Raw genomic sequence first — 26,291 nt, 5'->3', positions numbered from 1 at the left:
TCGCGCAGGGCTTGCGCATACGACCTGTATACAAGAAGTATGCCGAAAGGTCGATGTCTCCGAGCAAGGATGGGAACCATGCCCGAAACCCTGAAGGACGACGCGAAGGCGTTCGATCGGCACTCCGGCGTCCGCCGGGCCTTCGTCGCGAGCCTGACCGGCACGGCCCTGGAGTGGTACGACTTCGCCGTCTACTCCGCCGCGGCCGCCCTGGTCTTCGGCGACCTGTTCTTCCCCTCGGAGGACCCGCTCACCGGCACGCTCCTGGCGTTCTCCACCTATGCGGTCGGCTATCTGTCGCGCCCGCTGGGCGGGTTCGTCTTCGGTCGCCTCGGTGATGTGATCGGCCGCAAGAAGGTGCTGATCGCCACGCTGATCCTGATCGGCGTGGCCACGTTCCTGATCGGCGTCCTGCCCGCGTACTCGTCGGCCGGCGTGGCCGCCCCGATCGCCCTGGTCGTGCTGCGCTTCGCGCAGGGCGTCGGCGTCGGTGGCGAGTGGGGCGGCGCCGTACTGCTGTCCAGTGAGTTCGGGGACCCGCGCCGCCGCGGTTTCTACGCCTCCGCCGCCCAGGTCGGCCCGCCCGCCGGCAATCTGCTGGCCAACGGCGTCCTGGCCGCCCTCGGCGCGTTGCTGACCGAGGCGCAGTTCGAGTCGTGGGGCTGGCGTGTGGCGTTCCTGTTCTCCGGCGTTCTCGTCGCGTTCGGGCTGTGGATCCGGGCGAAGCTGGAGGAGACTCCGGTGTTCAAGGCGATGGAGGCCGAGCACTCCCGGCCGCAGGCACCCGTCCGCGAGGTGTTCGCCACGCAGCGCCGCGCCCTGCTCGCCGCGATCCTGTGCCGCGTCGGCCCCGACGTGCTGTACGCCATGTTCACCGTCTTCGTCCTCACGTACGCCACCGAGGAACTCGGCATGTCACGCGGCTCCGCCCTCGCGGCCGTGCTCATCGGCTCCTCGATCCAGGTCTTCCTCATGCCGCTGGCCGGTGCCCTCTCCGACCGGATCAACCGCCGTCTGCTGTACGGCGGTGCCGCGGTGGCCGCCGGTGTGTGGCCCTTCGTGTTCTTCCCGATGATCGGCGGTGGCACCTGGCTGCCGCTCGCCACGGGGGTCGTCGTCGGCCTGGTGATCCACTGTTGTCTGTACGGTCCGCAGGCCGCCTTCATCGCCGAACAGTTCACGCCCCGGCTGCGCTACACCGGCTCGTCCCTGGCCTACACCCTGGCCGGGATCATCGGCGGCGCCGTCGCCCCGCTGCTGTTCACCAGCCTGCTGAGCGTCTACGGCAGCTGGGCGCCGCTGGCCGTGTACATCGCCCTCGCCTCGGCCGTCTCCCTCGTCGGCGTCTTTCTGGGGCGCGGCCCCGAAGCCGCCGTCGACGAGGACGCCGCCCTCGCCGCGCCGAAGGCGCCGCACACGGCGGACGCCACCCCCTCCCACTGACCCGCAAGTTCGGCGTTCGAAGTTCTTTCGGCGTTCGAAGTTCTAAGGAGGACCGCACCGTGCGGATCGCCCTGAGTCAGCTCACCACCGGCCCCGGCCCCGAGAAGAACCTCCGGCTCGTCGAAGAATGGACACGGCGGGCAGCGGACGCCGGAGCTCGCGTCGTCGTCTTCCCGGAGGCGTCGATGGCCTGCTTCGGCACCCCATTGGCACCGCTCGCCGAGCCCCTGGACGGACCGTGGGCCGACGGCGTGCGGCGGATCGCCCGCGCCACCGGAACGGTCGTCGTGGCCGGCCTGTTCACCCCGGCCACCGGGGGCCGCGTGACCAACACCCTGCTCGCCACCGGGCCCGGGGTCGAGGCGTCGTACGACAAGATCCATCTCTACGACGCCTTCGGCTTCCGCGAGTCCGACACCGTCGCCGCGGGTTCCGCTACGACGGTCATCGACGTGGACGGCGTACGGCTGGGCCTGGCCACCTGCTACGACATCCGTTTCCCGGAGCTGTTCCGGGCGCACGCCGATGCCGGAGCCGTCGCCACCCTGCTGGCCGCCTCCTGGGGCGCCGGGCCCGGCAAGCGCGAGCAGTGGGAGCTGTTGGCGCGGGCCCGTGCGCTGGACGCCACCGTATGGCTCGCCGCCGTCGGCCAGGCCGACCCCGGCACCGGCCCGGGTCCTGCCCCGACGGGGATCGGGCACAGTCTCGTCGTCGGACCCGACGGGACCGTACGGCACGCTCTGGGCGCCGAGCCCGAGCTGCTGGTGGCCGACCTGGACATCGACGAGGTCGCCGCGGTCCGGCAGCGGACCTCCGTGCTGGCCAACAGGCGCCCGGAGGTGTGGCGGTGAGCAAGCCCGAGCTGGAGTTCCATCTGCCCGACGGACCGTGGCGGACCCCGGCCGGCGCCGGCCCGGGTGTCGAGGAGCGCGTCCTGGCGGACGACCCCGAGCGCCGGTCCCGTACGGCGCTCGTCCGCTGGGCGCCGGGCACCGACACCTCGGCGGACGGCGTGACCCGCCACGACTTCTGGGAGGAGGTCTACCTCGTCGAGGGAGCGCTGCACGACCTGACGCTCGACCGGACCTTCACCGCGGGCATGTACGCCTGCCGCCCGCCCGGGATGCCGCACGGCCCCTGGACCTCCCGGGACGGCGTCACCATGCTGGTGATCACATACCCGTAGCCCCGGATCGGCAGGGGCCCTAACCCGCGAGCAGTACCTTGAGCGTCGACTCCAGATGGTGGTCGATGGCGGCCCACGCGGCCTGCGCGTCACCGGCGGCCAGGGCGTCCAGGATGGCCTCGTGTTCCTCCAGCACCGCCTGCTGACGGCCCTGCTGGTTGAAGAGGGCGACCACTCCGGCACGGACTTGGCGGCTGCGCAGGCCGTCGTAGTGCCGGTCGAGGAGGGCATTGCCGACGGCGGACACCAGGGCCGAGTGGAAGCGGTGGTCCACGGCGATGAACTCCCGGGCCTGGTCGGCACCGGTGAGCTCGCGCTGCCGTTCCAGCAGGGACCGCAGCTCCGCCACCGACGCTGCTCCCGCGGAGACGAGCTGCTGGGCGGCGTACCGCTCGACGATCCCCCGCAGCTCCATGAGCTCGCGGATCTCCCGTCCCGTCAGGGGGGACACCCGGGCACCCCGCTTGGGCACCAGCTCGACCAGGTCCTCGGCGGCGAGCTGCAGCAGCGCTTCCCGGACGGGCGTGCGGGAGACGCCGATACGGTCCGCGAGCTCCTGCTCCGACAGGAAGGCGCCCTGCATCCCGGGATCCGTCAGCACCGTGTCCTTGAGATACGCGTACGCCTTGTCCCGACCCGACGTCACGGCAACCCCCAGCTGTCGCATACACCTTGTATACGGACGCTACCACGCGCCTTTCGTGGGGAGCCTCCGACGGCGACGCATTCGTGGAGCGGGCCGCGTCCACGCCCTGCCGCGAGCTGCCGTGGAGGGTCAGCCAGGTCCGCAGGGGTGTCGAGGAGGACCGGGGCGCCTGGTGGGCCGGCCCGGTCCAGGGGGGCGAAGCGGGTGCGGGCGAGTTCGCGGGCGTCGGACGGGGCGACGAGCGCGTGGAGGGTGAGGGGGTCGGTGGTGTGGACGACGGCGGGCGTCCCGGCGGCGATGGCGCGTCGCAGGGCGCGTTCGGCCTGCGTACCGGCGTGCGGCAGGTCGCACGTGGACGCGGGTGCGCTGTCGCCGAGGACCCATCCGAGCTCGGCCGCCTGGGCGGAACGCTCGGCCGGGTGTCAGCGGCGCAGGGGGCCAGTGCCTTGAGCTCGGGGCCGTCGATGTGCACGTCCACGGCCGGTACCCCGACGGGATGCCTCCCGTCGGCCCGGCTCAACTGGCCGCCCTGGCCGCCCCGTTGTCGGGACCCTGGAGATCAGTTCTCCGTCACGCGGAACCATTCGGTGCCGCCGACCAGGTACTCGTAGAGGGGGCGGCCCTGGCTGCCGCTGGTGCGGAACGGTTTTCCGTGGTCGTCGATGCGGGTGGTGCCCTGACGGCCGCCGCTGGACCACTGCAGCTCCACGTACCAGTGCACATCGTGGGCGTCGGCATGGGCGGTGATGTACAGCACCTCGGGGTCGGACTGGCTGACCTTGTAGGGGACACCGCGTTGGCCGGCCTTCGGCACGATGGTGGGGTGACCGGCGTCGAGGTCCGTGTCGAACGACCTGGTCTCCACGCCGCCGCCGCAGCCCGACGACCCCAGGTAGGCGTTCCAGGCCTGGGGCGCGCTGGAGTCGACCACACGGACGTGCAGGGACTCGATGACGACGGTTTCGTCCCCGGTGCCCTGGACGGTCAGCGCCACCCGCTGCTCGTCGGCGGCGATGGCGCCGTGCGCATTCACCCAGCCCGGCAGGTACTGGCAGGACAACCCGGCGGACGCCCTCGCCTGGTAGCCGCCCGGTATCCCACGACACAGCCGCCGTCCGGCCGCACCGCGCGTCCCGCCTTCACCGGGGGCGCGGTGGCGTCGGCGGCGGCAGCGACGCCCGCAATCCGAGGCACCATGCCTCAAGCCGGTTCGAGTCGCGGTTCCGATCGCTGCGCCGGTACGGCCTTCGGATCCCACAGCTTGGTGGTCCGCATATAGCCGTAGACCACTGAGGCCACCGCCAGAAGGAGAAGTGGGCCGAACACCCACGGATATTCGGCCATCTCCATCGGCAGATAGCGATACGACACCAGGAGCGCGGCGAAGACCGTCGCACCGTAGGTGACCAGTTGGATTCCTGACCGGTCCCAGCCGCGGTCGAAGGAGCGCAGCGCCGCCTCGATCGTGAGCGCGAAGACCACGCCGGCCACGAGATCCACGCCGTAGTGGTAGCCGAATCCCAGCGTCGCGGCGAGCGTGGCGATCAGCCAGAACGTGCCGGCGTAGCGCAGAAACCGTGGGCCCTTGCGGGAATGAATGAAGATCGCGGTGGCCCACGCCGTGTGCAGGCTGGGCACGCAGTTGCGGGGGGTGATCCCGTCGTAGGGCATCGGTTGCGGGATGGCGAGCGGCGGCGGCGTGTGGGGCCACAGGTTGGCCAGTGCCCACTGCACGCCGCCGGTGCCGGAGGCGCCCGGGCCGTAGGCGAAGACCGGTCCCACCACCGGGAAGAGCATGTAGATGCCCGGCCCGAGGAGGCCGATCACCAGAAAGGTGCGCACCAGATGGTGGCCCGGGAAGCGGCGCTCGGCGGCCACATCGCGCAGCTGGTACAGCGCGACGACGACCGCGGCCACCGCGAGCTGACCGTAGACGAAGTGAAGGACATGGCTGCCGATCGGGCCGGTGGCCGTGACGATCCGGCCCGCCAGCCAGGACGGGTCGCCCAGGGCGTGATCGGCGGTTGCCACGTACTGGTCGAGCACCAGCGGGCGGGTCTTCGACGTGATGAGCAGCCAGGTGTCGCCCGTCTTGCGGCCGGCCACCAGCAGCAGGCCCAGCCCGACGCCCTTCAGCAGCAGGACACGTTCCTGGCCGGTGCGGCGCGTGACGGCGATGACCGCGCAACCCAGCATCACCCACAACGCGCCGTTGCCGAAGAAACGACCGTCGGTCACCTTGGCGTCGAGCGCCCACCGTGCCAGTACGAAGACGATGTCGATGCCGATCGCGACACCGGCCGCGACGAACCGCTGCCGCCAGGTGAGCACCACCATCATCAACGCCATACCGGCGTACAGCGGTCCCGGTTTGGGGGCGAATATCACCTCTCCCACCTGGGTGGTGAGCGGCCCCGGTATGCCGTAGCGACGCGCGACGATCTCCATCGCGACGAGGAACCCGAGAGTCGCCACACCCGCCAAGGCCCATAGTCCCGCCCGTGGTTGACGCCACTCGGAGAACTTGGGCGCCTCAGTTCCGCGGCTTATTCGTGAAAACACCCATGCCGGTATATATCTCAATTTTCAGTCGATTTCATATCTTTTGGTTTCCCACGAAAAGGTCGCTTTCTCCTCCACGCAGAAGAAGACGGCGGGATCATAGTCCGGGTTCCGGCGGGCCGGGAGGGCGTACCGCGCGGAGGGGCCGAAACACTGCGATGCTGAGTCAGGAAGCGCTGCTCATGACCTGACCTGACCCTGACCCTGACGGACAGTGGTGGTGGGCGCCGTGGCACAGACCGAGGAGAACGCTCCAGGACCGACCGCTCGGACCGTTCCGGACGCCGATCCCCTGGGGGATCCGTTTCTGCTCAGCCGGTTCGCCCTGCCGACGCGGCCCGGCACCTTCCTGCGGCGGCAGCGCCTGGTCCAGCACCTCGACCAGGCTCTACGGACGCCGTTGACGCTGGTGATCGGAGCGGCCGGCGCGGGCAAGACCCTGCTGGCCGCCGACTGGGCCGCCGGCCTGCGGCAGCCGGTCGCCTGGCTCACCGCCGAGGTGGGGGACCAGCGTCCCGGAGTGTTCTGGTCGTACGTCCTCCAGGCCCTGCGCGCCTGCGGTGCCCTGGCGCCCGGCGCGGTCGGGTTTCCGGCGGACGCGACCCAGGTGGACCACGGGCTGCTGGCAGCGCTCGCCGCCGAACTGGACGCTCGTGACCAGCCCGTGGTCGTCCTGCTCGACGAGTACGACCGCGTGAGTGCCCCGGAGGTCGCGGAACAGCTGGAGTTCGTCCTGCACCACGCCGGGCGGGGCATACGCCTGATCCTCGTCACCCGCACCGAACCACTGCTTCCGCTGCACCGTTACCGGGCGGACGGCCGGCTGACGGAGATCCGCGCCGCGGAGCTGGCCTTCACCCCGGAGGAGGCCGACTCCCTGCTGGAGATGCACGGTCTGAGCCTTCCCGCCCCCGCCACACGCGCCCTGGTAAACCGCACCCGGGGCTGGGCCGCCGGCTTGCGCCTGTGCGCCCTGGCCGCTCTGGAGAGCGCCGACCCGGAGGTCTACCTCAAGGAGTTCGAGGCGGACCGGAGCACGGTCGCGGACTTCCTGCTGGCCGAGGTGCTCAAGCGGCAGACGGAGCAGACCCAGGACCTCCTGCTGCGCGTCAGCGTCCTGGAGGACTTCTGTCCCGATCTGGCGAACGTGCTGACCGACCGGAGCGATGCCGAGCCCCTCCTGGTCGAGCTGCACCGCGCGAACGCCTTCGTCGAGCACGTCGGACACGCGTGGTACCGGCTCCACCCACTGTTCCGGGAGATTCTCCGGGCCCATCTGCGCGTACGTCTGCCCGGGCTGGAGCCAGAACTGCACCGACGGGCCGCGCAGTGGCTGCGCCGCTCCGGGACCCTGCCCGAGGCACTCGCCCACGGCGCCGCCGCGAGCGACTGGGATCTCACCGCCGCCGTCCTCGTCGACGACCTGGCGATCGGACAGCTCTTCACCGGCCCGCGCTCCGACGACCTGGCCCAGCTGTTCTCCCGGATGGGCCCCGAAGCCGCGAGCCCCGCCACGGAGCTCGTACGGGCGGCCCGCGACCTCTCCCGGTTCGACCTCGACCACGGCCTCGCCCACCTGCGTCAGGCCGAACAGCGTCTGGCCGCCGACGCGCCCGACTCGGCGGCCCCGCGACTGAGCTGTGCGCTGCTGGAGGCACTGGCCGCCCGGCTGACCGGTTCTCCCCCACAGGCCGAAAAGGCCGCCGAGGCGGCCGGTGAACTGCGGAAGGAGATCCCCGCGAGCCTCCTGGACAAGCATCCCGAGCTCACCGCGCTCCTGCTCACACACCTGGGCTCCGCGCGCCTGTGGGCCGGGCGGTTCGAGGACGCCCGCGCCGCCCTGTCCGCCGTGGCCGGTGCTCCCGGCGAAGCCTCCACCGTGCTTCCCCGGGAGGAGTCGATGGGACACCTGGCGCTGATCGACTACCTGAACGGCTGGCTCGGCAGGGCGGAGCGAAAGGCACTGGCGGCGGTGTCCGAGGCGGAGCGGCTCAACCTGCCGCGGCCGAACGGGTCCGAGATCGGGCGGCTGGTCCTGGCCGCCGTGGCCGTCGACCGTGACGAACTGGGGCCGGCCCAGGCGCTCCTCGACGAGACGGCCCACCCGCGCCCGGACACTCGCGATCCGGTGCCGGCGGCGGCACGCGCCCTCGCCACGGCCCGTCTCCTGCTGGTCCGGGGCAACGCCGGAGCCGCCGTCGAGGCGGCGACTCCGGCCGTCTCGGCCGCCGTAGTCTCACCCTGGGCGGCGAGCCACGAAGCGCTGGTCGCCTCCGCGGCACACCTGGCCCAAGGACAGCCGGAGAAGGCCGCGGAGTACCTGCGAGGCGTGTCCGAGGACCAGCCGACGTGGGCCGTGGAGGCCGCCCGGATACACCTCGCCGCAGGCCACCCCGAGGCAGCGATCGACCTGCTCGACGGCGTCCGCACCGGGTCCCGGACCGGTCCGGCCGTGACCGTCCGGGCGGCGCTGGTGAGGGCTCAGGCCGCGGCGGGGGCGGGCGACGCGGCCACCGCCCGGAGGCTCGTCGCACAGGCCCTGCTCGACGCCCGGCGTGAGCGGTTGCGGCGTCCGTTCCTCGACGCCCTGGCGTGGCTCCGGCCTCTCCTGGCCACGCCGCCGCTCCACGAGCTGGCCGCGGGCTGGCTCGTCCCCGGCCCGCCGCGACGCGGTGAGCCGCACGGGCCCGAAGCGTTCCGGCCCGAAGCGTGCCGGCCAGAAACGCCGTCCTCGCCGCTCGTCGCGGTGGAGCTGAGCGGGCGCGAACTCGACGTTCTGCGGCGGCTGGCCGCGATGATGTCGACGCAGGAGATCGCCGCCGACCTCTACGTGTCGGTGAACACGGTGAAGACCCACCTCAAGAGCGCCTACCGGAAGCTGGGGGTGAACCGGCGCAACGACGCGGTACGCCGCGCACGCGACCTCCGGCTGCTGTGAAGCGCCTTCTGACGCCGAGGGCCGGGCGGCAGGTCACCTGTGCCGGGTGATGCCCCGCGAGGCGCTGAGACGGACGATCGCCGGGAACGGGCCCGTCAACAGTCCCCAGGCTCCCCGTCGGAGGACAGCTCATGCGCTACGAGATCCGGATCGACGGACACCTGTCGGAAACGCTCGCCAAGGCATTCCCGGAGCTGGGCCACGTGGCGATGTCCGGCCAGACCGTCCTGTACGGCCCTGTCGTGGACGAGGCGCACCTGTACGGGCTGCTGGCCCGCTGCCAGTCGCTGGGACTGCGCGTCGTGGAGATGCGGCAGCTGCCGGAGTGATCGGGTCCCGTTGCCACCCACCGCCACGGTGGTGCGGGCGGATCACCCGCCGTGGGTGACGCGGTGGTCCGCGGCGCGCGGAACGCTGAAGCGGTCAGGTCCCCGCGCACCGCCCCGTCGGCCTCCCTCGGCGGTCCGGTCGCATCCTTCGATCGCATCCTTCGATCTCCCGAGGAGGAGCCATGGCCATACCGCATGGTCCGGCACCGGGTACCGGACCGGGACACGGGCCCGACGGGACGGCCCCCGGCCCGGTGGGCGACCAGGCCGGCCTCGGCCCGATGGGCGACCCCGCCGACGTACTGGCGCGCCTCGGCCGGTCCTGGACCTGGATCCTGGGCTCGGCGGTCGCGACGCTGGTGCCGGGCATCCTGGTACTGGTCTGGCCGGACGAGACCCTGCATGTCATGGCGGTCCTCGTCGGCCTGTATCTGCTGGTGAACGGGGCGTTCCGATTCGTGGCCGTGTTCGCCGGGGAAGGGCACGGCGAACGGCTTCCGGGAGTGCTCCTGGCCGTGCTGTACGTCCTGGCCGGAGTGCTGTGCCTGCGGAACCCGCTGCAGACCATCGCCGCGCTCTCACTGGTCGTCGGGCTCCTCTGGCTCGTGTCCGGCATCGTCACCCTCTACACGGCCATCGCCGCCAAGGACCTGCCGCATCGTGGTGTCGTCCTCGCCAGCGCGGTGCTCGGCATCGTCGCGGGAATCGTGGTGCTCGCCCTGCCGACCGAGTCGGCCCGCGCCCTGACCCGGCTGCTCGGCCTGTGGCTCGTCCTGCTCGGCCTGGCCGAGGCGATGGTCGCGATCGCGTGGCGGGCCGCACTCCGCAAGGCGCGCGCCACGGGCCCGCCCGGCCCCACCACGCCGGTCTGACACCGCAGCGCCTGCCGCCCCGGCGGCTGCAGACACCGGACGCGCACCGGGCGCGCACCGGTGTCGGCAGCCGTCGCACCGGTCAGCGCCCGTACCAGCGGGCCACCGCACCCGGCGAGCGCACGAAGTCCGACTCATGACCCGACCGCGGAACGCGTCGTCCAGGGCCCGCGGCTCGCACATTCACCCGCGTCGGGTGAGGCCGCCCGGTGGTTGCCGTGGGCACGCTGAGACGGCACAGAACGGCTGCCGGGCGAGCGCCCGGGACGGAGGACGGACCATGAGCGCGCAGATGAACCTGGCGTACGACTATCCGCTGCTGAGCGCCTTCTGGACCATGCTCGTGTTCTTCCTGTGGATCATGTGGTTCGTCCTGCTCTTCCGCATCATCGTCGACATCTTCCGTGACGACACCATGGGCGGCTGGACGAAAACCGGCTGGCTGGTGTTCGTCATCGTGCTGCCCTTCCTGGGCGTCTTCGTCTACGTGATCGCCCGCGGCAAGAACATGGGCCGCCGGGAAATGGCGCAGGCGCGCGCACAGCAGGAGGCGTTCGACAGCTACGTCGGGGAGACCGCCCACGGCGAGGGCCGGCCCAGCAGCGCCGACGAACTCGCCAAGCTGTCCCAGATCCGCGCCAGCGGCGACATCACCGACGAGGAGTTCCGCAGGGCGAAGGAACTGGTCCTGACCGGCCACGGTCCGACGGAACGCCAGGGCGCCGCCACCAGCTCCACCCACACCTCGACCTCCGATCGCTGAGCACGCAGGACGACACGAAACGAGGCAGCAGGATGACCGCGACACACACCCCCTCGGCGCACACCGCGAAGCAGGAATGGGCAAGCGGCCTGACAGTCTTCGCAGCCGTCATGCTCATGCTTGCGGGCGTACTCGACATCTTCCGGGGCATCATGGGGATCGCCGAGGACGACGTCTTCGTCACGACGAACGACTACGTCTTCAAGTTCGACCTGACCAGCTGGGGCTGGATCCATCTCGTCCTGGGCGTGCTCGCCGTGCTCGTCGGCTTCGGACTGATCCGGACCGCGACGTGGGCGCGTTTCGCCGGCGTGGCCATCGCCGGACTCGTCATGATCGCCAACTTCCTCTCCCTGCCGTACTACCCGGTCTGGTCGGTCGTGATGATCGCGATCTCGGGCTTCATCATCTGGGCACTGTGCGTGGTCCGACAGGACGACTCCTACGTCCCGTACGAGAGCACCCCGTACGAGCGCACCCCGCACCACGTGTGAGCGACGCCGTGCCCGGCGGGCTGTGAACGCCCAACGGAGTCAACCGACTTGACCGGCCGAGGCCGGAGTGGAACGTGCGGCGCCCCTGAAGGACGCCGCACGTTCCGCCGTCAGCCACCAGTCACCAGCCGTCAGCCCTCAGCCACCAGCCCTCATCCGTTCTGGCTCTGCGGTTCGACGAACTGAATGTCAAGGTGGATCTTGACGACATCGCCGAGGAGCCCGGTCCCGAAGTCCAGTCCGAAGTCGCCGCGCCGGATCTCACCCGTCGCCTCGAACCCGGCGTGCCTGCGCTGATCCAGAGGGAAGTCCACCACCCCGCCCAGTTCGACGGCGAGCGTGAGCGGACGGGTCACGTCCCCGATGGTCAGGTCCCCCGCCACCGTCCAGTTCTCGCCCTCCCCGGACACCCGCGTCGAGCGGAACGTCATCGTCGGCCGCTTCTCCACGTCGAGCAGTTCGGCCGAGCGGGTGTGCGCGTCGCGGTCGGAGTTCCCGGTGTCGATGGAGGCAAGGGCGACCTCGGCGCTCACCCGCGTGTCGTCGAGCGTCTCACCGACGTACAGCCCGGCCGTGAAACCGGTGAACCGGCCGCGCACCTTGGCGATCCCGAGGTGGCGGATGCTGAAGTTGACCGCCGAGTGAAGGGGATCGAGTTCCCAGTCGCCGGGGGAAAGGGGCAGTGCGGCGACGGAAGTGGCAGCGGTGTTCGCGGAGTTGTCATTGCTCATGCCTCATCGTGCGAGCTCCGTGGCGGGGTAGGGAGGCCGGGCGAAGAGTCGTACTGGCAGGGCCACCCTCCGCGACGGCAGGCGTTGTACGTTCGGCAGGTGAAGGACAACGAGTTGGGCGTCTTCCTGCGTGCTCGTCGCGAAGCCGTGACCCCCGCCGAGGTGGGCCTGCCCGCGGGCTTCCGCCGCCGCACACCGGGGCTGCGCCGCGCCGAGCTCGCCGGCCTCGCCGGCATCAGCGTCGAGTACCTCGCCCGGCTTGAGCAGGGCCGCGACCGCAACCCCTCGCCCCAGGTGCTCACCGCGATCGGCGACGCCCTTCACCTGGACACGGCGGACCATGTCCTGTTGCACCGGCTGGCCAAGGACCACGGCGCGAACAAGTGGCTGTGCCAGTCGGTCACCGCACCGCGGACGCGCACGGTGCGCGCCACCCTCCGGTCGCTCCTCGACCGCCTGGAGCCCACACCGGCCGTCCTGCTCAACTGGATGGGGGACATCGTGGCGTACACCGGGGGCTACGAGCGGTACGCCCGCCCGCTCGGCCTCCTCGACGCGGACCCACCCAACCTGCTGCGGTATCTGTTCACCGACGAGCGGGCTCGCGCGGTGTACCCCGGATGGGACAGGCTGGCCGACGAGCAGGTCGCCCATCTGCGCGAGGAGACCTCGCTGCACGACCCTCATGTGGCCGCCCTGGCCGAGGAACTGACGGCGGCGGGTGCGCCGTTCAGCGACCGGCTCGCCGCCGTTCCGGTACGGCCCGCCCGGTTCGGGACCGAGCTCGTGGACCACCCCGAGGTGGGCCGCCTACGTCTGTCGTACGAGACGCTCGCGCTCCCGGACGAGGGCCAGCGCCTGGTGGTGCACACCCCGGCCGACGAAGCCACAGCCACCGCGCTCGACCGTCTCAACGGCCGCAGGCCAGGAGCGCTGCGCGCGGTGAGCGGCTGACCTCCGTGAGCCGCATCCCGCATGCGTAGGGGCGGCTGCCGTGGGGGGACGACCTCAGCGCCGGCGCAGCGCCAGCACCGCGTTGTGGCCGCCGAAGCCGAAGGAGTTGCTCAGGGCCAGGTCGCCGTGTTCGGGCAGGAGGCGGCTGACGTTCCTGACCACATCGAGCGGAATCGCGGTGCGGCTCTCCACCGCCCAGAAGGCGCCGAGCAGGACGGCGGCGGCGATCAGGGCGAGGCCCGCGACCAGGTCGAGGCCGTCCTCGCCGACGCGGGTGACGCCGTAGATCCCGGCGAACAGGCCCAGGGTGATCAGCACCGCGCCGGGGAGATCGATCCGGCTGCGCTGTTCGGCGCGGCTCTCGTCGACGACCATCGGCACGATGACGATGGCCGCGATGGCCACGGGGATGTTGATGAAGAAGGCCCAGCGCCAGGAGAACACGTCCGCGAGGACACCGCCGAGGATCGCGCCGACGCTGAAGCCGGAGCTCATCATCACGCTGTTGAGGCCGAGCGCGCGGGTGCGCATGCCGGGCTCGGTGAAGGCGGTGGTGAGCAGGGCGAGCGCGGCGGGCGTGACGGCGGCGGTGGCCAGGCCCTGGAGAGTGCGCGCGATCAGCAGCATCGTGGCGGAGTCCGCGACGCCGCCGATCAGCGAGGAGACGGCCAGGACGACCATCCCGGCGGTGAAGACGCGCCGCCGTCCCACGTAGTCCCCGACACGTCCGAACACCAGCGTGCATCCGGCGGCGCACAACGCGAACGTCGTGGTGATCCACTGCAGGCTGCCCGTGGAGAACCCGAGCGACGTGCCGACCTCGGGCAGCGCCACGTTCAACGCGGAGAAGTCGGCGGCCATCATGAACTGCGACGCCAGCAGCACGATCAGAGCGGCGACCTGACGCCCGGTCATACGTACGGCGGTCGGCTGCGCGGCGGTGGCCGTCGCGGTGGTATCAGCGGTAGTCATGCCACCAGGCTCTGGCGCACGGCCCTCACCAGCCAGACCCCCCTTGACAGCACCCCTGGGGAGACTGTCACCGGCAGTGTCACCCTCAGCCGGTCGGGGAATCCCGACGCGACGTGCCGTCAGGCTCCGTTCAGTCGTCCGGCTCGCTTCGTGGAGGCGATCACGGCGGAAGCGGCGGCGGTCGCGACGAGGGTCCCCATCATGACCATCCCCACGCCGATCACGAAGAGGCCGCTGGAATCGTCCGACCAGTCGGAAAAGGCGGCGATGGTCAGGCCGACCGTGGTGCCGAGCACGGCGCCCGCGAAGTAGCGCCGGGATGCCGCCAGGTACACCGGCAGCAGCAGGGTCAGCACCAGCCCGATCACCTGCCACGCCTCGTACGGGCCGGTCGTCGCGCCATCAGGCTGTACGTCACGATGCTGGTCCCAGCCCAGCCAGGCGGCCCACGCCGCCACTGACACGCCTGCGAGCACGAGGATCAGCAGCAGCTGGAGAAGAACTGGTTTCAGTGATTTCGGGTGCATGTTCCCAGCGTGTCGGCTCGCCCCTTCGCCGACCAGAGCGCAAGTACTCAGCTCCACCCGAGTACATGAGCCCGTGGGCTCCAGGAGGAGCGGCAGCGGGGAGCGGGCGGTCGGAACTCAACGGGACGAAACCGTCGTCTTGGTTAGGCTTGGTATCAAACGCCTATTACCCGATATGTTCGGAAAAATGTCTCTAAGGAACCGACGATGGGTCTCGGTGTCAGCCTTCCGGCCATGAAGCGCAGGTGGGTCACCCGCGCCTCCCGCGCTTCCCGTGTGTCTGTGGCGGTCGCCGTTGCCGCCGGTCTGGCGATGACCGGAGCCTGCGGCGAGAGCAGCGGGAGCGGAGGCGGTGGTGACGACAGCATCAGTGTCGGGGTGCTGCTCCCGGGTGGCGGGGCCTCTCGCTTCGGGCAGTTCGACAGGCCCCTGATGGAGAAGCAGCTGAAGCGGCTGTGTCCGCACTGTCCGGCGGCGACCGTCGCGGCCACGCCCGAGGCGGCGGTCCAGCGGCAGCAGCTCGAAGCCATGATCACCCGGGGTGTGGACGTCCTGATCGTCGCCGCCATCGACCCCGAGGCGCTGCGCTCGTCGATCGAGTCCGCGGACCGGGCCGGTATCCCGGTCGTCGCCTACGACCGACTCGCGCAGGGCCCCATCTCCGGCTACGTCACCTTCGACGGCGCGACGGTCGGCAGGCTCCAGGGCCAGGCGCTCCTGACGGCCATGGGAGCGAAGGCGCGCGGCGGCCAGATCGTCATGATGAACGGCGCCACGATCGATCCCAACGCCGGCTGGTTCAAGCGGGGAGCGCTCTCCGTCCTCAACGGCAAGGTGAGGATCGGCAAGTCGTACGACACCGTCGGATGGCGGCCGGAGAACGCCTACGTCAACATGACCGGCGCCATCGCCTCTCTGGGCCCGGGCAATATCGACGGCGTTCTGGCCGCCAACGACAGCCTCGCCGGAGCCGTCATCGCCGCCTTGAACGCCAGCTCGGTCAGGCCGCTGCCCCCGGTCACCGGCCAGGACGCCGACCTCGCGGCCGTGCGGCGCATCGTCAAGGGCGACCAGTACATGACCGTATACAAGCCGTACAAGCCCGCGGCCGACGCCGCCGTCGACATGGCCGTCGCCCTGGGCCGCGACAAGTCGGTCGCCTCCATTGCCACCGGCACCGTCGACAGCGCCACCACCAAGGACATCCCGGCGGTCCTGCTGCCGTCGGTCTCGGTGACGGTCGGCAACATCAAGGACACTCTGGTGAAGGACGGTATGTACACCATTGACCAGATCTGCACCCCGAAGCTCCGGTCCGCCTGCGACAAGGCCGGACTCACCCCATGAGCTTCCCCGAAGGCGGAAGGAGGTGGCCCCGTGGTTCAGCCCCTGCTGGCGTTGCGTGGCGTCTCCAAGCGCTTCGCCGCCGTCCAGGCGCTGGTGGACATCGAGCTGGAAATCAGGGCCGGGGAGGTGGTCGCCCTGGTGGGCGACAACGCCGCCGGCAAGTCCACCCTGGTCAAGGTGATCTCGGGGGTCGGTCCCGCCGACAAGGGCGTCATCGAGTGGGAGGGCAGGGCCGTCCAGATCAAGCGTCCCCAGGACGCCCAGCTCCTCGGGATCGCGACCGTCTACCAGGACCTCGCGATGTGCGGCAACCTCGATGTCGTCGGCAATCTCTACCTCGGCCGGGAGATCCACCGGTTCGGCATCCTCGACGAGGTGGCGATGGAGCGCCGGACCCGTGAGCTGCTGCAAACCCTGTCCATCCGCATCCCCGACGTGCGGGCGCCGCTCGCCACCCTGTCCGGCGGCCAGCGGCAGGTCGTCGCGATCACCCGCTCGTTCCTCAGCGCGCCGAGGCTGCTCCTGCTCGACGAGCCCACCGCCTCCCTGGGCCTCGAGCAGACCAACCAACTGCTCGACCTCATCGAGGAACTGCGCGACCGGGGCGCCGGGGTGCTCCTCATCAGCCACAACATGGGCGACATCAAGGCCGTCGCCGACCGGGTGGCCGTCCTGCGCCTCGGCCGCAACAACGGCGTCTTCGACGTGAACACCACCTCCCAGGAACAGATCATCTCCTCCATCACCGGCGCGGTGGACAATGCCGTCCCGCGCCGCCCGCCGAGCCCGGAGGAGGTGTGGCCGTGAGATGGAAAGGGAGGCGGAGGGGGAGCCATGTGCGCTCCTCCGACGCCGCGCCCGTCTCCGGTACCGCTCCCTCCGACGCCCCGCCCGCCGCGGACACCACACCCGCCGCCCACCGGCACCGCGACGCGGGCCGGTGGTACACCGGACGTCTCAAAACGTCCGCGGGCACCGTACGCCGCAGACTGCACGAGGGTGAACTGGGCCCGGTCCCGGCTCTGCTCGCTCTCGCCGTGACCTGGATCGTCTTCCAGAGCCTCAACGACAACTTCCTCTCGCCGCGCAACCTGTCCGTCCTCAGCGTGGACATCGTCGGCACCGGCATGGTCGCCGTCGGTGTCGTCTTCGTGCTGCTGATCGGCGAGATCGACCTGTCGGTGGGCTCGCTCGCCGGCCTGTCGGGCGCCATGTTCGCGGCGCTGAACGTGAACCTCGGAATGGCGGAATGGCTCGCCGTGATCATCGCGGTGATCGGCGGTGCGGCGGCCGGGGGATTCCAGGGGTTCGTCTTCACCAAGATCGGCGTACCCGCGTTCGTCGTGACCCTCGCGGGCCTGCTGGCCTGGAACGGCCTGATGCTCTACCTGCTGGGGCCGGAGAGCTCCATCGCCTTCAGCGAGGACGGACTGGTCTCCATGCTGACCAGCCGCTACTTCAGCGCCGTCGTCTTCACCTACGGCCTGGCGGCCCTCGGCACCGCCGCGTACCTCGTCGTCTCCTACGACGACCGCAGGCGGCGCGGCGCCGCCGGGATGCCGTACCGGCCGGTGGGCGAGATCTGGGCGCGTACGGCTCTCCTCGCGGTGGTCGCGTTCACCGCCGTCTACGTGCTGGGCCGGTTCGAGGGCCTGCCGCTCGCGCTCCTGATCTTCCTCGGCGCCATCGTCGCCTCCGACCTCTTTCTGCGCCGCACGCCCTACGGCCGTCAGGTCCTCGCACTCGGCGGCGGCGTGGAGGCGGCCCGGCGGTCCGGCGTCCGTGTGTCGCGCGTGCGGATCTCGGTGTTCCTGGTGTCGGGGACCCTGGCCGCGGTCGGCGGCCTGTTCGTCGCGTCGCGGCTCTCCTCGGCGACCACGGTCCCGGGCTCCGGCATGCTGCTGATCAACGCCATCGCCGCCGCCGTCATCGGCGGCACCAGCCTGTTCGGCGGACGGGGCTCGACCTGGTCGGCGCTGCTGGGGGTGCTCATCATCCAGTCGATCGCCTCGGGCATGGCGCTGCTGGGAGTCGAACCCGCGGTCCAGTTCATGATCACCGGTGGAGTGCTGCTCACCGCGGTGGTCTTCGACTCGTTGGCGCGACGCGCGGCGGAGTCACGCGGTCGGGCCTGAGGGAGGCCGGGCCTGAGAGCGAGGCCGGACCTGAGAGCGAGGTCGGGCCTGAGAGCGAGGTCGGGCCTGAGAGCGAGGTCGGGCCTGAGGAAGGCCGGACCTGAGAACGAGGCCGGACCTGAGGAAGGCCTGACCTGAGAGCGAGGCCGGACCTGAGAACGAGGTCGGGCCCGAGGAAGGCCTGACCTGAGAGCGAGGCCGGACCTGAGAACGAGGTCGGGCCCGAGGAAGGCCTGACCTGAGAGCGAGGTCGGCCTGAGGGAGGCCCGGTCGGCCACCCGGCCGGGGCGGTGGCGACGGCGGCGTGCCGGATGAGCGCGGCAGGGCTCGCTCGTACGCCCCGTTCCCCCGTCCCTCGTGCGGGGGCGCGGGCGTGGGCCCGCACAGTCGTCGTCCCGCTGCCAGACTGGTCGAGAGGAGAGGGCTCCGGCCACCGCGACCCGCACGGGTCGGGCGAGAGCGAGGCGAAGAGGTCCATGGACCGTAGGGGCGTCACATCCGGAGGCACTGCGTCGGGACGCGTACCGGAGGACTTCGCGGTCGTCGTCGACGCCGGTGGGACGATCATGGTGTGGAGCGCCGGAGCCGAGCGGCTGCTGGGATACGAACCCGCCGAGATCGTGGGCCGGCCGGCCGCCGGCCTGCTCGCCGCCCGCCTGCCCGAGTCCACGCGGCGGAACGTGGCCGACGGCCACCGGGCGGTCAGTGAGGTGGCGCTGCGGGACCGGGGCGGAGACCGGATCGTGGTGCGGCTGCAGGGAACGCCGTTGGCGGACGCGGGCGGCGGTCGGCCCTGGCTCGTGACGGGAGTCGCACCGATCAGCGGGGCCGGGCTGGCCGGGCCGGGGACGGAGGCCCTGTGGGACCTCACGCTCGCGCAGCTCCCCGTGCCGGTGGCGGTCTACGACCGCGAGGCCCGGCTGGTGGCCGCCAACGCGGTCATGGCGCAGGTGATGGGAATGACGATGGACATGACCATGACGGAGATGCGGGGCCGGACCCTGTGGGAGATCCAGCCCACCCCGCCCTTCGACGAGTACGAGCGCCTCCAGCGAGAGGCCCTGCGCACCGGGGAGACGCTGTTCCACGAGGACCACGGCAAGGCTCCCGGTGAGACCCGGGAGCACGCCTGGTCGATGTTCGTCTCACCGTTGAAGGACGAGACCGGCACGGTCCAGGGGGTGTCCGCCGCCGCCTTCGACACCACGGAGCAGTACTGGGCCCGCAGGCGCCTCGTGGTCCTCAACGACGCCGGTGTGCGCATCGGCAGCACCCTGGACGTGATCAGGACGGCCGAGGAGCTGGCCGAGGTGGCCGTGACCGGGTTCGCGGACTTCGTCACGGTGGATCTGCTGGAGTCCGTGGCCCTGGGTGACGAACCGGCACCGGTACCGCCGGGCGAGCCCGTCACCGTACGCCGCACGGCACAGCGGTCGGTGCTCGAGGGCGTTCCCGAGTCGGTGGTCGCCTCGGGTGAGACGACCGTCTACCCGGTGGGGACACCGCCGATGCAGTCGCTGATAGTCGGCCGGGGCACCCGGCACACACCGGGAGAGCCGGGGATGCAGGAGTGGATCAGGTCCTCCGAGGCCCGCGCCAGGACCGTGACCGAGTACATGATCCACTCGGTGATGCTGGTGCCGCTGCGCGCCCGCGGGGTGACCCTGGGCCTGGCGCACTTCCTGCGGCACCGGACAACGGAGTCCTTCAGCGACGACGACCTGCTGCTCGCGGAGGAGATCGTCGCCCGAGCGGCGGTGAGTGTGGACAACGCCCGCCGCTACACCCATGAACGCCGGACGGCGCTGGCGCTCCAGCGCAGCCTCCTGCCCGACCGGCCGCGGGATCTGGCGGCGGTGGAGGTGGCCCACCGCCATCTGCCGGCCGGTTCCGGCGCGGACGTGGGCGGGGACTGGTTCGACGTGATCCCGCTGTCCGGCGCCCGGGTCGCCCTGGTCGTGGGCGACGTGGTGGGCCACGGCATCCACGCGTCGGCCACGATAGGCCGCCTGCGGACCGCCGTACGGACTCTCGCCGACGTCGACCTGGCCCCCGACGAACTGCTCACCCAGCTGGACGACCTCGTCATCAGGCTCGACCGGGAGGAGGGGCCCCAGGCCCGCGGGCGCTCGCGGGACGCGTCGGGGGAGGTCGGGGCCACCTGCGTGTACGCCGTGTACGACCCCGTCTCCCGGCACTGCACCATCGCCCGCGCCGGACATCCGCCGCCCGCCGTGGTGACCCCCGACGGCGGCGTACGGTTCCTGGATCTGCCGGCCGGGCCACCGCTCGGCCTCGGCGGCCTGCCGTTCGAGGCCGTCGAGGTGGAGTTGGACGAGGACAGCCTGCTCGCCTTCTACACCGACGGCCTTCTCGAGGCGGCCGACCGTGACGTCGACGCCGGTCTCGCCCTGCTGCGCCAGGCGTTGAGCGGCCCGGCCGCACCGCTGGAGGACACCTGCGACCAGGTGCTGCGTACGGTGCTGAGCGACCGTCCCGGCGACGACATCGTGCTGATGCTGGCTCGCACCGCCGCGTTCGACGCCGGAAAGGTACGCACCTGGCAGCTGCCGCGGGACCCGGCGGCCGTGGCCGGGGCCCGCAAGGAGGCGGGTGAACAACTGGCCGCCTGGGGGCTGACGGAGGCGGCGTTCGCCACCGAACTGATCGTCAGCGAGTTGGTCACCAACGCCGTCCGGTACGGCGACGACCCCGTCGTGCTGCGGCTCATCCGCGACGCGACGCTCATCTGCGAGGTCTCCGACGGCAGCGGCACCGCCCCGCACCTGCGGCGGGCCCGCGTCTTCGACGAGGGCGGGCGCGGGCTGATGCTCGTCGCCCGGATCGCCGAGCGCTGGGGCACCCGCCAGACTCCCACTGGAAAGACCATCTGGGCGGAACAGGAACTGCCCACCGGGACACTCCCCGCCCCGTCCTGACGGTCAGCCGGTACGAGCGTGCCAGGTGACGAGCGTGCCAGGTGACGAGGGCGTCAGGTGTCGAGGGCGTCAGGTGTCGAACTCGTGGCCGCGGGTCTCCGGAAGGGCCAGCAGGCACAGCAGGCTCAGCAGGCAGAGGCCGCCGGTGTAGAAGCCCAGGACGAGCGGGGACTCCCACCGGCTGTTCAGCCAGGTGGCGACGAGCGGGGCGAAGCCGCCGCCGAGCGTGTTGGCGAGGATGAAGGCCGCGGAGGCACCGGTGTAGCGCAGCCGGGCGGGGAACAGCTCGGGGAGGAAGGCCGCCACCGGGGAGAACATCAGCGCGAGCAGCATGAGTCCGACCGTGTAGGCGCCGGTGATCACCCAGGCGTCGCGCGAACTCAGGGAGGCGTACATGGGCACCGCCCACAGCACGCAGCCGACGGCTCCGGCCAGCATCACCGGGCGTCGGCCGATCCGGTCGGACAGCCTGGCGACCGGGAGGGTGATGGCGATTCCGGCCGCCGCGCCGACGCCTGCGGCGGTCAGCATCGTGTTCTGGGGGATGCCGAGTTCCTTCGGCCCGTACGAGATGCTGTAGACGATCGTCAGGTAGTAGACGGCCGAGCCGCCGATCGCCGCGCCGGTGCCGAGCAGCACTCGGCCGGGATACCGCTTGAGCAGCGCGCCCAGCGGGAAGCGGGACTCCGCTGCCGACATCGGCGCCTGTGCCGTACGGCGGGCCGCGGAGCTGAACACCGGTGACTCGGAGACCCTCACCCGCACCCACAGGCCGATCACCACGAGCACGGTGCTGAGCAGGAACGGGATCCGCCAGGCCCATTCGACGAAGCCGTCCCGGCCCACGATGTTCAGGGTGGGCAGGATGACCGCGGTGGACAGCAGGAAGCCGAGCGAGGGGCCGGCCTGCGGGATGGACGCGTACAGCGCGCGGCGTCCGGGCGGCGCGTGCTCCGCGGCGAGCAGCACCGCCCCGCCCCACTCACCGCCCATGCTGACGCCCTGCAGCAGACGGAGCGTCACCAGCAGTACGGGAGCGAGGAGTCCGGCGGTCTCGTACGTGGGCAGCAGTCCGACGCCGATCGTGGCCACGCCCATCAGCAGGAGCGAGCCGACCAGGGCCTGTCTGCGGCCCAGCCGGTCACCGATCGTCCCGAACAGGACGACACCGAGGGGACGGGACAGGAAGGCCGCGGCGAACGTGAGGAACGCGGCCAGGGAAGAGACGGTGGCGTTGCCGGAGGGGAAGAAGGCGGGGCCGAGGACGAGCGCGGAGGCGGTGCCGTACACGGCGAAGTCGTAGTACTCGATCGTGGTGCCGACCAGGCTCGCGACGGCGACCCGAGGGGCCTCGGTCTTCGCGGTGGCCTTCGTGGCGGTCTCCGTTGTCCGCGGTGGGGGCGCGGCCGGTCTGGGGCCGACGGTCTCGGGAACGGTGTCGGACGGTAATTCGGGCATGGGGGGTCACTTTCCGGTATGCCCGGAGCGAGGGAATGGTCCGGGTCCAGGCGGGGAGGGGGAAGGACTCACGTGCAAGACGAACCGGAACGCCTGTCACCCTAGGCCCGGAAATTCAATTTCGACAAGGACGTCCGACGAGAATTCGCTCCGTCCGAATTACCGAACGAGACCGCGAGAACCGGCGGAAGAACCAGGCGGAAGAACCGGGCGGAAAAATAATCAACTCGCACATCAACCCACGAACAGTACCCATGGGCGCAGTCAACCCCGTCATACCTGTCGAATCACTGTCAATATAGATGTCTGACTCCGCATAAAAATTCACGTGGGGTCACGCCTTGCCAACCGGCAGTCACGCGGGAATGCTCATGGCGGCTGAGATTGAAAGTTCTACAACCATCGATTTTCGGACACGGAGAATCGCAACAGGATGTCGCGGTTCGGCTTTCTTAAATGCGGCCCCCGGGCTGGGAAGGCTCATTACCCATGCTGAAAACCGGCAAGCTATTACGCTTGAGAAGACTTTCGCTGGCGGGTGACGACCGACATCTGCTCGTGCCACTCGACCACAGCGTTTCGGACGGCCCGATCGTCCCCGCCGACAAGTGGGACGACCTGCTGCGAGCACTGGTGGCCGGCGGCGCCGACGGGATCATCGTCCACAAGGGACGTGCCCGTGCCTTCGCGCCGGACATCCTCAGAAGCTGCGCGCTGGTGGTGCACCTGAGCGCCAGTACCGCCCGCTCCGCCGACGTCAACGCCAAGGTGCTGGTCGCCGACGTCGAGGAGGCCCTGCGGCTCGGCGCGGACGCGGTGAGCGTCCATGTGAACATCGGCTCGGACACCGAGGCGCAGCAGCTGGCCGATCTGGGGGCGGTGGCCCGTTCCTGCGACGCGTGGGGCATGCCGTTGATCGCGATGGTCTACCCCCGCGGCCCCCGGATCGAGGACCCGCGCGACCCCGCCCTTCTCGCGCACCTGGCCAACGTCGCCGCGGACCTGGGCGCGGACATGGTGAAGACCTCCGTCGCCCTGCCGCTCGAACGGATGGCCGAGGTGGTGGCGGGCAGCCCCATTCCCGTCCTGGCGGCCGGCGGTCCCCCGGACGGCTCCGACCTCGTCGAGTACGGCACCGCCGTGATGGCCACCGGCTGCCGGGGCCTGGCCATCGGCCGCCGGATCTTCTCGGCCCCCTCGCCCGCCTCGCTGGTGTCCCGGCTCTCCGCGGTCGTGCACGGCGGCGGCGACAGCATTCCGCATGACATGGACATGACTCAATCCGAATATTCGACGATCGTGGCAGGAGTGGCAGGAGTCGCATGAGGTTCGCATGGATCGATCTCCGTGAAGTCCCCCGTCCGCAGCTCCAGGCAGTGGTGGACGCGGCCGTTCACGCCCGGATGGCCGGAGTGGTGGCCGCCGACGCCGAACTGCTCGGGACCCTCCCCCCTACCGTCACCCGGGTGCTCGTCTCCGAGGGCGGTCCGGTCCCGGCCGCCGCGAAGAAGCCCGGCGAGAAGTCCGGTGACAGGGGGGTGAAGGGTGGCGACGGTGCCAAGGAGGCCAACTCCCCTACTGGGAAAGGCAGTTTCCCGCTCGTCACCGGATTCGACGTCCTCCTCCGGAAGTTCGGGACCCAGGAAGAGCTGGACGCCCTCGCCGCCGGCCACCGCGCCGCCGACCGCGCCCCCGTCGCGGGCACCATCGACGTACGGGACGACCGCACCCTGCAACTGTCGTGCGCGGGCGCCCTGGTGCTGCCGTACACCGTCATCCGGTTCGCCGACCCGACCAAGATCCCGCTGGAGATCGTGCTCGCCGCGGCCGAGTCCGCCGACGGCAAGCTGGTGACCGTCGTCGACGGACTGGAAGAGGCGGCGATCGTCTTCGACGTCCTTGAACGCGGCTCGGACGGCATCCTGTTCACTCCCCGCAGTGCCGACGAGGTGTTCGCGCTGGCACGGCTGCTGGAGGCCACCACGCCCCAGTTGGAGCTGTCCACGCTGACCGTGGAGAGCATCCGGCACGTCGGGCTCGGCGACCGGGTCTGCGTGGACACCTGCTCGCACTTCGAGGAGGACGAGGGCATCCTCGTCGGCTCGTACTCCTCCGGGTTCGTGCTGTGCTGCAGCGAGACGCATCCGCTGCCGTACATGCCGACCAGGCCGTTCCGGGTCAACGCCGGCGCCCTGCACTCGTACACCCTCGGGCCGGACAACCGCACCAACTACCTGAGCGAGGTGGGCTCCGGCAGCGCCCTGCTGGCGGTCGGCGCCGACGGCCGCACCCGGCGGGTCGTGGTCGGCCGCGCCAAGCTGGAGTCCCGGCCGCTGCTGGAGATCCGTACCCACGCCGAGGACGGGCGGCTGGTCAGTCTGACCGTGCAGGACGACTGGCACGTACGGGTGCTCGGCCCGGGCGGGAAGGTCCTCAACGTCACCGAACTGCGGACCGGTGACGAGTTGCTCGGCTACCTGGCCGCGGACAAGCGCCATGTCGGGCTGCCCATCGGCGAGTTCTGCAAGGAGGTCTGATGGGCGGCCTGTTGGACGGCCTGCGGGACGATCTGTCCGGTGGCCGGGCGGGCGACGGGATGAGCTCCCTGGTCAAGGCGCTGTTCGACGCGCGCGACGACGGTCTGCCGTATCTGACGCACCAGCAGGAGACTGTCACGCGGGCGGAGTTACGGGAACGGGTGAGCAAGCAGGCCGCGGTCTTCGCCGGGTACGGTATCGGCCCCGGCAGCACCGTGGGCCTGCGGACACCGCCCAGTTTCACCCAGCTCGAGGTACTGCTCGCGCTGTGGCGGCTCGGCGCCCAGGTGCTGCTCTTCGACTTCCGGCTCAAACCGCCCGAGGTGGCGGCGCTCTGCGCGTCCTGCCGGCCGCAGTTCATGGTCGGCGCCGGTTCCAACGTCCGGGCGGCGTTCGGTTTCCGGTCCGAGTACGAGGTCGTCACCGAGTGCCGCAGAGCCGGCCGGCAGGCCACCACCGGGCACCGGCTGGTCCAGTTCAGCTCGGGCTCCACCGGGCGGCCGAAGGTGATCGGCAGGACCGCCCGGTCGCTCGCCGCCGAGGTGGACCGGTTCGCCCGGATCCCCGGTATGCCGGGCGAGGGCGACCGGCTGCTGCTGCTCAGCTCGACGGCGCACAGCTTCGGTCTGATCGGCGGGCTGCTGCACTCCCTCGCCGCCGGTGCCCGCGTGGTCTTCGCGCCCCGGGCCCTGGCCCGCGACATCCTGCGCACCGCGGTGGAGCACCGGATCACCGCCCTGTTCGGGGTGCCGACGCACTACGAACTGCTCGCCGCGGCCACCGAATCCGCCGCGCTGCCCGAGCTGCGGGTCGCGGTGTCGGGCGGCGAGATCATGCCCCCGCGGGCCGCGGCACAGTTCGCCGAGCGGTACGGCGTCGCGGTCGGCGAGGCGTACGGGACCACGGAGACCGGCATCGTCGCGATCGACGTCGGCGGCGCGCTGCGGCCGTCGGTCGGCCGGGCCGCGCCGGGTGTGGTGGTCCGCGAGCGGCGGGGCGAACTGGACGTCGCCCTCGACGAGTCGCCATATCTCTTCGACTCGGGAGGCGCCCAGTACGCGGACGGCTGGCTGCACACCCGGGACCGGGCCACGGTGGCGGACACCGGGCTGGTCCTGGTGCACGGACGCGCGGACTCCCTCGTCGTGATCGGCGGCCTCAAGGTGGACCTCACCGAGGTGGAGAACGTCCTGCGTGAGCACCCTGCGGTCGAGCAGGCGGTGCTGGTGCACGAGGACGTGACCGAGGCGTACGTCGCCCTGGCCGCCGGCGTCGAACGCCCGTCGGATCAGGAGCTGCTGCGCTGGTGCAGGGAGCGGCTGGCCGACTACAAGGTGCCCCGGGTCGTACGGCTGCTGGAGTCCCTGCCGCGTACCTCCAACGGGAAGCTGGTGCGCCAGGCGGCCACGCTCCAGGCAGCCACGCTCCATGCGGCCGTGACGGGTGACACGTAGCCCG

23 protein-coding genes are annotated in these 26,291 nt (G+C 71.0%); 16 read left to right on the top strand and 7 right to left on the bottom strand.

What is annotated here, in order from left to right; genetic code table 11:
- The first annotated feature begins 78 nt into the window (after window positions 1-78).
- From AB0H86_RS05305 to AB0H86_RS05295, 3 genes are read left to right on the top strand one after another with little or no spacing between them, the layout of a single operon-like run.
- Window positions 79-1,443, top strand: coding sequence for an MFS transporter (locus tag AB0H86_RS05305; protein WP_362433172.1), 1,365 nt, complete (start codon window positions 79-81; stop codon window positions 1,441-1,443).
- Between the two features lie 59 nt (window positions 1,444-1,502).
- Window positions 1,503-2,294 carry a carbon-nitrogen hydrolase family protein gene (locus tag AB0H86_RS05300; protein ID WP_362433171.1) on the top strand — a complete coding sequence of 264 codons (792 nt, stop codon included), beginning with the start codon at window positions 1,503-1,505 and terminating at the stop codon, window positions 2,292-2,294.
- Complete coding sequence (locus AB0H86_RS05295) at window positions 2,291-2,629, top strand: cupin domain-containing protein (protein WP_362433169.1); 339 nt, start codon at window positions 2,291-2,293, stop codon at window positions 2,627-2,629. The genes AB0H86_RS05300 and AB0H86_RS05295 overlap by 4 nt, the downstream gene beginning before the upstream one ends.
- A gap of 19 nt (window positions 2,630-2,648) precedes the next feature.
- Here the strand turns inward: AB0H86_RS05295 and AB0H86_RS05290 are convergent, their stop codons facing one another.
- From AB0H86_RS05290 to AB0H86_RS05280, 3 genes are all read right to left on the bottom strand, one after another.
- Entirely contained in the window at window positions 2,649-3,296 is a 648-nt protein-coding gene (locus AB0H86_RS05290) for a GntR family transcriptional regulator (RefSeq protein WP_362433167.1), read from the bottom strand.
- Between the two features lie 538 nt (window positions 3,297-3,834).
- Complete coding sequence (locus AB0H86_RS05285) at window positions 3,835-4,308, bottom strand: hypothetical protein (RefSeq protein ID WP_362433165.1); 474 nt, start codon at window positions 4,306-4,308, stop codon at window positions 3,835-3,837.
- Between the two features lie 167 nt (window positions 4,309-4,475).
- Window positions 4,476-5,750 (bottom strand): phosphatase PAP2 family protein, encoded by a 1,275-nt coding sequence (locus AB0H86_RS05280; RefSeq protein ID WP_362433163.1) that lies wholly within the window; start codon window positions 5,748-5,750, stop codon window positions 4,476-4,478.
- 316 nt (window positions 5,751-6,066) lie between these two features.
- Between AB0H86_RS05280 and AB0H86_RS05275 the strand changes: the two genes are divergently transcribed.
- The 5 genes from AB0H86_RS05275 (at window position 6,067) to AB0H86_RS05255 (ending at window position 11,233) form a co-directional block, all read left to right on the top strand.
- Window positions 6,067-8,775 carry a LuxR C-terminal-related transcriptional regulator gene (locus AB0H86_RS05275; RefSeq protein ID WP_362433161.1) on the top strand — a complete coding sequence of 903 codons (2,709 nt, stop codon included), beginning with the start codon at window positions 6,067-6,069 and terminating at the stop codon, window positions 8,773-8,775.
- 131 nt (window positions 8,776-8,906) lie between these two features.
- Window positions 8,907-9,104 carry a hypothetical protein gene (locus AB0H86_RS05270; protein WP_362433159.1) on the top strand — a complete coding sequence of 66 codons (198 nt, stop codon included), beginning with the start codon at window positions 8,907-8,909 and terminating at the stop codon, window positions 9,102-9,104.
- Between the two features lie 182 nt (window positions 9,105-9,286).
- On the top strand, window positions 9,287-9,976 hold the full coding sequence (locus tag AB0H86_RS05265; RefSeq protein ID WP_362433157.1) for an HdeD family acid-resistance protein: 690 nt from the start codon (window positions 9,287-9,289) through the stop codon (window positions 9,974-9,976).
- 280 nt (window positions 9,977-10,256) lie between these two features.
- On the top strand, window positions 10,257-10,739 hold the full coding sequence (locus AB0H86_RS05260; RefSeq protein ID WP_362433155.1) for an SHOCT domain-containing protein: 483 nt from the start codon (window positions 10,257-10,259) through the stop codon (window positions 10,737-10,739).
- Between the two features lie 32 nt (window positions 10,740-10,771).
- A complete protein-coding gene (locus AB0H86_RS05255) occupies window positions 10,772-11,233 on the top strand; it encodes a hypothetical protein (RefSeq protein ID WP_362433152.1) in 462 nt (153 codons plus the stop codon).
- A gap of 152 nt (window positions 11,234-11,385) precedes the next feature.
- Here the strand turns inward: AB0H86_RS05255 and AB0H86_RS05250 are convergent, their stop codons facing one another.
- On the bottom strand, window positions 11,386-11,964 hold the full coding sequence (locus AB0H86_RS05250) for a YceI family protein (protein ID WP_362433149.1): 579 nt from the start codon (window positions 11,962-11,964) through the stop codon (window positions 11,386-11,388).
- A gap of 99 nt (window positions 11,965-12,063) precedes the next feature.
- Here AB0H86_RS05250 and AB0H86_RS05245 point away from each other — a divergent pair, with 99 nt between their 5' ends.
- A complete protein-coding gene (locus tag AB0H86_RS05245) occupies window positions 12,064-12,918 on the top strand; it encodes a helix-turn-helix transcriptional regulator (RefSeq protein WP_362433147.1) in 855 nt (284 codons plus the stop codon).
- 54 nt (window positions 12,919-12,972) lie between these two features.
- Here AB0H86_RS05245 and AB0H86_RS05240 read toward each other — a convergent pair whose 3' ends face one another.
- Together AB0H86_RS05240 and AB0H86_RS05235 are read right to left on the bottom strand one after the other, a co-directional pair.
- Window positions 12,973-13,890, bottom strand: a complete 918-nt coding sequence (locus AB0H86_RS05240; RefSeq protein WP_362433145.1) for an MFS transporter — start codon at window positions 13,888-13,890, stop codon at window positions 12,973-12,975.
- A gap of 119 nt (window positions 13,891-14,009) precedes the next feature.
- Window positions 14,010-14,417, bottom strand: coding sequence for a hypothetical protein (locus tag AB0H86_RS05235; protein ID WP_362433143.1), 408 nt, complete (start codon window positions 14,415-14,417; stop codon window positions 14,010-14,012).
- A 207-nt stretch (window positions 14,418-14,624) separates the two neighbouring features.
- Between AB0H86_RS05235 and AB0H86_RS05230 the strand changes: the two genes are divergently transcribed.
- The 4 genes from AB0H86_RS05230 to AB0H86_RS05215 all read left to right on the top strand — a co-directional run bounded on the left by AB0H86_RS05230 (window position 14,625) and on the right by AB0H86_RS05215 (window position 20,838).
- Entirely contained in the window at window positions 14,625-15,764 is a 1,140-nt protein-coding gene (locus tag AB0H86_RS05230; protein WP_362433141.1) for a substrate-binding domain-containing protein, read from the top strand.
- 30 nt (window positions 15,765-15,794) lie between these two features.
- A complete protein-coding gene (locus AB0H86_RS05225) occupies window positions 15,795-16,571 on the top strand; it encodes an ATP-binding cassette domain-containing protein (RefSeq protein ID WP_362433139.1) in 777 nt (258 codons plus the stop codon).
- 182 nt (window positions 16,572-16,753) lie between these two features.
- Window positions 16,754-17,899, top strand: a complete 1,146-nt coding sequence (locus AB0H86_RS05220; protein WP_362433694.1) for a sugar ABC transporter permease — start codon at window positions 16,754-16,756, stop codon at window positions 17,897-17,899.
- A gap of 476 nt (window positions 17,900-18,375) precedes the next feature.
- Window positions 18,376-20,838 carry a SpoIIE family protein phosphatase gene (locus AB0H86_RS05215; RefSeq protein WP_362433137.1) on the top strand — a complete coding sequence of 821 codons (2,463 nt, stop codon included), beginning with the start codon at window positions 18,376-18,378 and terminating at the stop codon, window positions 20,836-20,838.
- 69 nt (window positions 20,839-20,907) lie between these two features.
- On the opposite strand, the gene AB0H86_RS05210 is transcribed toward AB0H86_RS05215, so the two are convergent.
- Window positions 20,908-22,296, bottom strand: coding sequence for an MFS transporter (locus tag AB0H86_RS05210; RefSeq protein WP_362433134.1), 1,389 nt, complete (start codon window positions 22,294-22,296; stop codon window positions 20,908-20,910).
- A 489-nt stretch (window positions 22,297-22,785) separates the two neighbouring features.
- Here AB0H86_RS05210 and AB0H86_RS05205 point away from each other — a divergent pair, with 489 nt between their 5' ends.
- From AB0H86_RS05205 to AB0H86_RS05195, 3 genes are read left to right on the top strand one after another with little or no spacing between them, the layout of a single operon-like run.
- Window positions 22,786-23,622, top strand: coding sequence for a 2-amino-3,7-dideoxy-D-threo-hept-6-ulosonate synthase (locus AB0H86_RS05205; RefSeq protein WP_362433132.1), 837 nt, complete (start codon window positions 22,786-22,788; stop codon window positions 23,620-23,622).
- Window positions 23,619-24,833, top strand: a complete 1,215-nt coding sequence (locus tag AB0H86_RS05200) for a 3-dehydroquinate synthase II family protein (protein WP_362433129.1) — start codon at window positions 23,619-23,621, stop codon at window positions 24,831-24,833. Before AB0H86_RS05205 ends, AB0H86_RS05200 begins: the two co-directional genes overlap by 4 nt.
- The gene (locus AB0H86_RS05195; RefSeq protein WP_362433127.1) at window positions 24,833-26,287 is read left to right on the top strand and encodes a fatty acid--CoA ligase family protein; all 1,455 of its coding nucleotides are present in this window, start codon (window positions 24,833-24,835) and stop codon (window positions 26,285-26,287) included. The genes AB0H86_RS05200 and AB0H86_RS05195 overlap by 1 nt, the downstream gene beginning before the upstream one ends.
- The last annotated feature ends 4 nt before the right edge of the window (window positions 26,288-26,291 follow it).

It is taken from the genome of Streptomyces sp. NPDC050997, from assembly GCF_040660135.1.
Taxonomy (GTDB): Bacteria; Actinomycetota; Actinomycetes; order Streptomycetales; family Streptomycetaceae; genus Streptomyces.
Note: the sequence above shows the minus strand (reverse complement) of the source record. Positions and strands in the feature narration are given on the sequence as shown.

Bases quoted from the DNA above. Each gene is read 5' to 3' on its own strand.
- AB0H86_RS05305 (WP_362433172.1), top strand. From the start codon at position 79: ATGCCCGAAACCCTGAAGGACGACGCGAAGGCGTTCGATCGGCACTCC.
- AB0H86_RS05290 (WP_362433167.1), bottom strand. From the start codon at position 3,296: ATGCGACAGCTGGGGGTTGCCGTGACGTCGGGTCGGGACAAGGCGTAC.
- AB0H86_RS05270 (WP_362433159.1), top strand. From the start codon at position 8,907: ATGCGCTACGAGATCCGGATCGACGGACACCTGTCGGAAACGCTCGCC.
- AB0H86_RS05265 (WP_362433157.1), top strand. From the start codon at position 9,287: ATGGCCATACCGCATGGTCCGGCACCGGGTACCGGACCGGGACACGGG.
- AB0H86_RS05260 (WP_362433155.1), top strand. From the start codon at position 10,257: ATGAGCGCGCAGATGAACCTGGCGTACGACTATCCGCTGCTGAGCGCC.
- AB0H86_RS05255 (WP_362433152.1), top strand. From the start codon at position 10,772: ATGACCGCGACACACACCCCCTCGGCGCACACCGCGAAGCAGGAATGG.
- AB0H86_RS05250 (WP_362433149.1), bottom strand. From the start codon at position 11,964: ATGAGCAATGACAACTCCGCGAACACCGCTGCCACTTCCGTCGCCGCA.
- AB0H86_RS05240 (WP_362433145.1), bottom strand. From the start codon at position 13,890: ATGACTACCGCTGATACCACCGCGACGGCCACCGCCGCGCAGCCGACC.
- AB0H86_RS05235 (WP_362433143.1), bottom strand. From the start codon at position 14,417: ATGCACCCGAAATCACTGAAACCAGTTCTTCTCCAGCTGCTGCTGATC.
- AB0H86_RS05230 (WP_362433141.1), top strand. From the start codon at position 14,625: ATGGGTCTCGGTGTCAGCCTTCCGGCCATGAAGCGCAGGTGGGTCACC.
- AB0H86_RS05215 (WP_362433137.1), top strand. From the start codon at position 18,376: ATGGACCGTAGGGGCGTCACATCCGGAGGCACTGCGTCGGGACGCGTA.
- AB0H86_RS05210 (WP_362433134.1), bottom strand. From the start codon at position 22,296: ATGCCCGAATTACCGTCCGACACCGTTCCCGAGACCGTCGGCCCCAGA.
- AB0H86_RS05205 (WP_362433132.1), top strand. From the start codon at position 22,786: ATGCTGAAAACCGGCAAGCTATTACGCTTGAGAAGACTTTCGCTGGCG.
- AB0H86_RS05200 (WP_362433129.1), top strand. From the start codon at position 23,619: ATGAGGTTCGCATGGATCGATCTCCGTGAAGTCCCCCGTCCGCAGCTC.
- AB0H86_RS05195 (WP_362433127.1), top strand. From the start codon at position 24,833: ATGGGCGGCCTGTTGGACGGCCTGCGGGACGATCTGTCCGGTGGCCGG.